Genomic DNA, 6,197 nt, shown 5'->3' with positions numbered 1-6,197 from the left:
AACTAAAACCTCGCCCCGACTTTTCCAACTCCCATGAACTCGTCCCTAAGTCTAAGAGAACGCCGTTGACACTACCCCAACCGATTTCCAACAAAACCTCACCCAATTCCACAAAATTCGCCTTCCTAAAAGTCAAATCCCGTATTGGAACTTGGATCTTGGAACTTTGAGCTTCTATAAATCCCGCCTCTTCAACATCCAAACCCAAAACTTGACCTCCCCGCTTCAGTATTTCCAAAGAGTGACCGCCGAAGCCAAACGTGCAGTCAACGTAGCAGCCGTTAGCTTTGACATTCAAGGCGTCAACGGCTTCGTTAAGTAAAACCGGTATATGCTCATCCATTTCGAATAGTCGCCTCCAAGGCAGTTAGGTGCGACTTCCAAAACTTGGCATCCCAAATTTCAAAATGATCTCCGGCCCCAATCACTACCGCTTCTTCCCCTAAATCAGCGTAAGTACGCAGCGATTCGGGGACAACGACCCGTCCTTGCGCGTCAAATTGCAGTTCCTGGGCTCCAGAATATAGGTAACGACGCAAATCCCGAGCTTTACTGTCTGAAATAAGAGCCGTTTCTTGCTGAGCAGACATCTTTTCCCAAGTATTTACCGAATACCCAAAGAGACACTTCTCAAAACCCTTGGCTAAAATAAAGTTCTCCCCCTCAACTTGCTCCCTTAGTTTCTTAGGAATGGCTAAACGAGTTCCTATAAAATTTTGTTGATATTCTCCAAGAAACAACTTCATATTAATTCACCATTTTTCACCAGTCAATAGGTAACTTTCACCATTTAATAGCTGAAACCACCTTTTGTCAATAGTTGACGTAACATATCGATTCGGCCTACACTAAAGTCGTTATGAACTCTGATTTAAAAACTGTGGTTGGTGAATTTATTAAGACTGAATACTTAGAAAACCGAATGACGGTGGAGAGAGCTCAAGAAATTGCTGAAGCAACAGTGGATTTAGATAAAATTGAGCGGTCTGATTTAAATTTTAAGGCTCACGTAGTTAACTTAGCCCTCCTCTTCCCAGAAATAGATAAGGTTATAGAAAAATACTTTGCCACGATTTAGACTAATTTTATGATGGGTGAAGGAAAAATCAGAAATGACGTTATTGAAGCTAAATTAGCAAGTGGTGAAACAGGAAAATCTGAAATGCCACTGGGGGTTAATGGTATTACTCAAAGATCGGAGAGCGTTTCGAGGTCTCATGATCTTGAAGCCGCCGAAGCCTTAGCCCGTCAAACCGGGTTTATGGCCAGTTACAGTGACCGCATCCAAGCGATCGCAGAAGACACAAAGGAAACAGGCTTCTTGTCGAAAAAATATGAAAACCCCATTCCCAAAGAACTAGCCAGAATTGAACATGATTTCAAGGAGTTAACCCGTCAAAAAACCGGCCAGCAATTTCTGGAAGAACTGGCTGACCCCAAACTGATCGGCAACACGTCGGATCCGCACACTTTAATTGAACTGGCCATCGCTCATAGTTTACTGATGGAGTTAGCTGAAGAACAAAGGTTGAATTCACAAATTAAAAAAACCGAATTAATCGCCAGTATTCAGAGCAAAGGACACGAGCTCCGAGACCAGGCTCACTGGCTCCGAAATCTTCTTAAGGGTCAAGCGGCTACATCCCAAGCTCCAAAAGCAGTGGTGCCAAAACCAACCCCGGTTCTAAGATCAACTGCGGCAGAGGGCATTAAAACACCACAAGATTCGAAATTACTTAGCATCGATGCGGCTTTTGGGAAGGTGGAGAAACAAACTGAATTAATCATTATTAACGAAATTAAAGAGGCTCTGACAAGTAAAATTGGCACGGGATTTGTGAATAATCGTAAAGAGCCTGGAGGAGTTCTAAACACTGGTGGATACAGAAATAGAGGTCTGATTAATGTAGATGAGCATCAAGCTGATCAAATCCAAGAGACAATAGATGGAAATTTCCCATCGACAGCCAATAACAACAGACTGGAGACCGGAGAATCCCGAGTAAGATTAATTTCAAACTACAACGAACTACAACCGTATTCATCGGAAAAGAGACCATCCATCAAGATGGATCCAAATATGGAAATTATTGAGCTAACTTATCGCGTCACAAGCATTGATCGCCAGGAACGGAGCGGCGTCCAAAGAATGTTTTTAATGGTTCCAAAACAGCTAGCTGAGAAAGTTTTTAAAATGATTGAAGACAAAGCTGAAACTGACCCAACAATTGCGGAGAGAATCTTAGGCCACGCCCTTGGAGAAGATCTGGATATAAATTACGAAGGAAAAACTGCCAAGTTAAACGTCAACAAACTTAATGCTGTTAGAAACTAGAACAGAACTATAATCTAGAGTTTACGAAACATAGGATCTCTGACAATTTTACCCGATCCTGCTCCATCGAATCACGATCCCTTATAGTCACTGTATCGTCCTCTAAAGTCTGAAAGTCTACGGTAACACACCAAGGAGTTCCAATTTCGTCCTGACGACGGTAGCGCTTGCCAACGTTACCATTGTCATCAAATTCACACATAAAGTGACCCTTAAGATCATCATAAACTGACTGAGCTTTGGCGACTAATTCCGGTTTATTCTTTAGTAACGGGAAGATGGCCACTTTAACTGGCGCGAGTTTTGGCAGAATTTTAAGGACTATTCTAGTCTCCCCTTCTTTAATTACTTCCTCGGTATAGGAATCGCTTAAGATAGCTAGTAAAGTGCGACCGACTCCGACAGAAGATTCAATGATGTGGGGCACGTATTTAACCGTTTGATCATTAGGATCGGTGTAAGTAAAGTCTTCGCCGGAAAATTTAGCGTGTTGAGTAAGATCGTAATCACCCCGCGCATGAATTCCCTCTAATTCTTTAAAGCCAAATGGATAATTATATTCAATGTCATAGGCTTCTTTGGCATAGAAGACGAGGTTCTCATGCTTATGCCATTTTAAATTCTCCTCTTTAATTCCCATTTTTAAGTAATAATTCCAACGAAGTTGTCGCAGCTTTTCGTACTCCTCCATTTCTGTTTCCGGTGACGTGAAGTATTCCATCTCCATTTGCTCAAATTCGCGAGTGCGAAAGATGTATTGCCGAGCGGTAATTTCATTCCGAAAAGCTTTACCTATCTGCGCTATTCCGAATGGAACCGAGACGCGTGAAGAGTTGAGGACGTTTTTGAAGTTGACATAGATTCCCTGGCAAGTCTCTCCCCGCAAGTAAACAGGCTCTTTTGTCCAGTCACCGCTGAAGTTTCCCAAGTTTGACTGCACTAACAGATTAAATTTTTTCGTCTCCGTGAAATCATTTTTGCCGCAAGACGGGCATTTAACTTTTGCCTTATTTTCGATAAACACTTTGTTGATTTCCTCTTCCGACATTTTCTCGTCTGCTTTTACATCCACGTCTTCGAGCAAATGGTCAACTCGACTGCGAGTGTGACAATTTTTACACTCGACAAGTGGATCAGAAAAGCCGCCAACGTGCCCGGAGGCCACCCAAACTTTTGGCAGCATAAAGATGGCTGCATCTAGCCCCACGACGTCTTCCCGATTTTGGACCATCTCTTGCCACCAAAAATCTCGAATATTACGGGCTAATTCTGCTCCGTACGGACCGTAATCGTAAACGGCCGCGAAGCCGCCATAAATTTCTGACGACGGAAACACAAAACCGCGCCGCTTGCACAGCGAAACAATTTTATCCATTTTTGAAGGTTCTTTAGATGAATCAGACATTAGATTCTACGGTAACAATAACGAGGCGGTCTGTCAACGAAAAAACACCAACCATCAATCCGCCGAAGCTTTAGCGAAGGCGGGAGACGACGTAGCTAAAGCCTTTGATGATCGCAGTCGCTTTTCTGTAATCGTTTCTACATAAGACTCTATAAAACTGAGTTTAGTCATCTTTTCTTGAAGATAAAGACCGTCCCAAAAGCCTAAATTCTTTAAAAGCTCACCCAGCGACCGAGTTAGCAGCTCCTCTAAGTCGGTTTGCGACAAACTTTCAGATTGCCTTAGAAAATTCGTGAGAAGTCCCAGTGAGTTCACGTTGACCTGTTCCTCAGCGGTAAGAACATCAACAATTTCGGCAAAAGTGAAAACAAGCGACAACTTGGCTAAATCTTGACGAAATTTAGGAAAAGTTTCCAAAGTCTCGACCTCAGCCGCAACGAGATAAGCTTTGCCTGGCGCCACTTGCAGACGAACTAAATTAAAAAGCTCCAGTTTACCGCCCCGTTTTGACGATAACTTACGAAGACCCTTGGCTAAAACCCGGATTTTTCCTTTTTCGCGAGTGATTAAAGTTAACCACTTATCGGCTTCCCGGTAATTACTCCGCTTGATAATGACGCCGGTGACGAGGAAGGTCTGAGCCACGTTTAGAGGTTAGCGGTTATTTCCTGATCGGTTTCTAGAGTTACTTTCTGAGTCTTGCCATTTGTGGAGACGGTGACCGGAGTGGCCCCGGTTCCCGGCTGCTTCTGAATTAATAATTTGTAAGCTCCGGTTGACGAAATGGTGCTTGGCAAAGTGTAAGTGAAAGTGAGCGACGCTGTACCACCGTCTGGTTTAACCAGGACGCTAGCCAAAAAATATGCCTTCCCGAGTTCGTCAGCCGCGGTGACTGGTGTAACAGAGCCGGAAGAACTAAGAAGCTTACTACCTTGAGGCACGTAGACCCGCACAATGTCTTTGTAGCCGGTGTTCCAATTCACGTTGTAAGCTCCGGGATTTTGGTAATTAATAGTGACCACGCTGTGAAGCTTGCCATTGTCAACAGTGGTGGTTTTACTAATTTGCTCAGTCACAAACCAGTTCGCTTTCATGCCACCAAAATTACCATCATTAACATATAGATAATCACCTATATATGGTATAACCTGACCCGATAAATTGTATTTGGAAACGATCGCTTGAACTCCGGAGTTATTAAATGATAATAAGATGTGCTTTTGAGCCAGGAGTTTAACAGCAGCAGAGATTAATTTTGGATAGTCTTTTTGAGAGGCGGTAAAAGCCTTACCCATTATAGAGTTCATTAGTTCCCCAATAAGATCTTTTCGACCGGCCTGCTCTTTAAGAAGTACATTGGCATAAGTTTCCATCCTTTCAACGACATTATTTTGATCGAATGGTTGATCATAACCGCCGGTCTTAATGGGACCAAGAACGCTTAATAACTCTTGTAGTACATAGGTATCCATCGCCCAGATTCCCGCGACAGGGGCGTTGCCGGCTAGCTTCCAGAAGTCCTGAAACTTTTGGGCGGAAACAACGAAGTCCGGTGAAATATTGGCATCCCTGGCGTAAAAATAATCAACATCTAAAAAGCCTTTGAAGAAAGCTGGCGGAGCCGGATGATTCCGAAGCCCGATTTGAGCGTCTAAATTGTACATGTCGTTTGATTTAACATCGATCAGTTGGCCATTTTTAAAGGTAACTAAAGCATAAGCCGTCCAAAAACCACCGGTTGGCCGTAATTCTTTATCATTTTGGAAAATCAGGACGTAGGTTTTGGGCGTGCCATCTGTCCCTAGAGCTGCCGGAAGTGTATTTAAAGCCGCTTGAATGTCAGGGAAAGCCGTGTCGATACCAACGACCGCCGATCTCGCTTCCGACAAAGTTGATTGATATAGTTAAGTTCGGTGCTGACAACGTCAAGATCAGCTCGGACAGGCCCCAGATTTTGTGATATTTGAGGACCGACTACTAGAAGTTCCGCAATTTTTTCTTTAATGCTCCCAAAAGCCTCGGTTTTGTTAGTTTTAAGTCCAATCGTCCCGGCGTAAGGGTAAATGGCGTCGACGGTTTTAAGACCAGCATCGACTCCGGCCATCGCCGCCTTTAGACCATGGGTAGCATCACTGTAGTAAGCAGCCGCAAACGGTACCACCTGCATCCAACCAAACCCCTTAAACTGACTCTGAAGAATGCTAAGAGTGGCATTAGTGGCGGTTAACTGGGTTTTAATTTGATCTAAATCTTGAGTCGCCGCGGCATCTTTAAGCAGCCTCGCCTCGTCACGTAACGTTTTAGCGGTTCCCAACATCTTAGTGGCGGGAGTGACCGCACCAAAAAAAGCAAAGATAACCAAGAAAACTAAAACGGCACCAACGATAATCAGAGCCTTTTTGGGGAACTTTCGACGTTTTTTGGTAATCGAACTACTCGAATTGACAGTCATGAAAT

General features: G+C 43.7%; 8 protein-coding genes. 2 read left to right on the top strand and 6 right to left on the bottom strand.

Annotated features, from left to right (window positions below; genetic code table 11):
* Together mraW and mraZ are read right to left on the bottom strand one after the other, a co-directional pair.
* Nucleotides 1-343: 16S rRNA (cytosine(1402)-N(4))-methyltransferase (mraW, locus tag NT141_03170; GenBank protein MCX6784045.1), on the bottom strand; the 343-nt coding region annotated here is incomplete at its 3' end.
* Entirely contained in the window at nt 336-746 is a 411-nt protein-coding gene (mraZ, locus tag NT141_03165; protein ID MCX6784044.1) for a division/cell wall cluster transcriptional repressor MraZ, read from the bottom strand. The genes mraW and mraZ, both read right to left, overlap by 8 nt.
* Before the next feature lie 113 nt (nt 747-859).
* On the opposite strand from mraZ, the gene NT141_03160 reads away from it, so the two are divergent.
* On the top strand, nt 860-1,078 hold the full coding sequence (locus NT141_03160) for a hypothetical protein (protein MCX6784043.1): 219 nt from the start codon (nt 860-862) through the stop codon (nt 1,076-1,078).
* Nucleotides 1,079-1,087: 9 nt separating this feature from the next.
* Complete coding sequence (locus tag NT141_03155; GenBank protein MCX6784042.1) at nt 1,088-2,335, top strand: hypothetical protein; 1,248 nt, start codon at nt 1,088-1,090, stop codon at nt 2,333-2,335.
* 7 nt (nt 2,336-2,342) lie between these two features.
* Here NT141_03155 and NT141_03150 read toward each other — a convergent pair whose 3' ends face one another.
* From NT141_03150 to NT141_03135, 4 genes are all read right to left on the bottom strand, one after another.
* On the bottom strand, nt 2,343-3,710 hold the full coding sequence (locus tag NT141_03150) for a glycine--tRNA ligase (protein ID MCX6784041.1): 1,368 nt from the start codon (nt 3,708-3,710) through the stop codon (nt 2,343-2,345).
* Nucleotides 3,711-3,794: 84 nt separating this feature from the next.
* Nucleotides 3,795-4,385: a DNA repair protein RecO gene (gene recO, locus NT141_03145; GenBank protein ID MCX6784040.1), complete on the bottom strand. Its 591-nt coding sequence runs from the start codon at nt 4,383-4,385 to the stop codon at nt 3,795-3,797.
* Nucleotides 4,386-4,387: 2 nt separating this feature from the next.
* Nucleotides 4,388-5,629: a DUF4012 domain-containing protein gene (locus NT141_03140; protein ID MCX6784039.1), complete on the bottom strand. Its 1,242-nt coding sequence runs from the start codon at nt 5,627-5,629 to the stop codon at nt 4,388-4,390.
* The gene (locus tag NT141_03135; GenBank protein ID MCX6784038.1) at nt 5,563-6,192 is read right to left on the bottom strand and encodes a hypothetical protein; all 630 of its coding nucleotides are present in this window, start codon (nt 6,190-6,192) and stop codon (nt 5,563-5,565) included. The genes NT141_03140 and NT141_03135 overlap by 67 nt, the downstream gene beginning before the upstream one ends.
* Between the last annotated feature and the right edge of the window lie 5 nt (nt 6,193-6,197).

This window comes from candidate division WWE3 bacterium (genome assembly GCA_026396615.1).
Classification (GTDB): domain Bacteria; phylum Patescibacteriota; class WWE3; order JAPLWK01; family JAPLWK01; genus JAPLWK01.
Note: the sequence above shows the minus strand (reverse complement) of the source record. Positions and strands in the feature narration are given on the sequence as shown.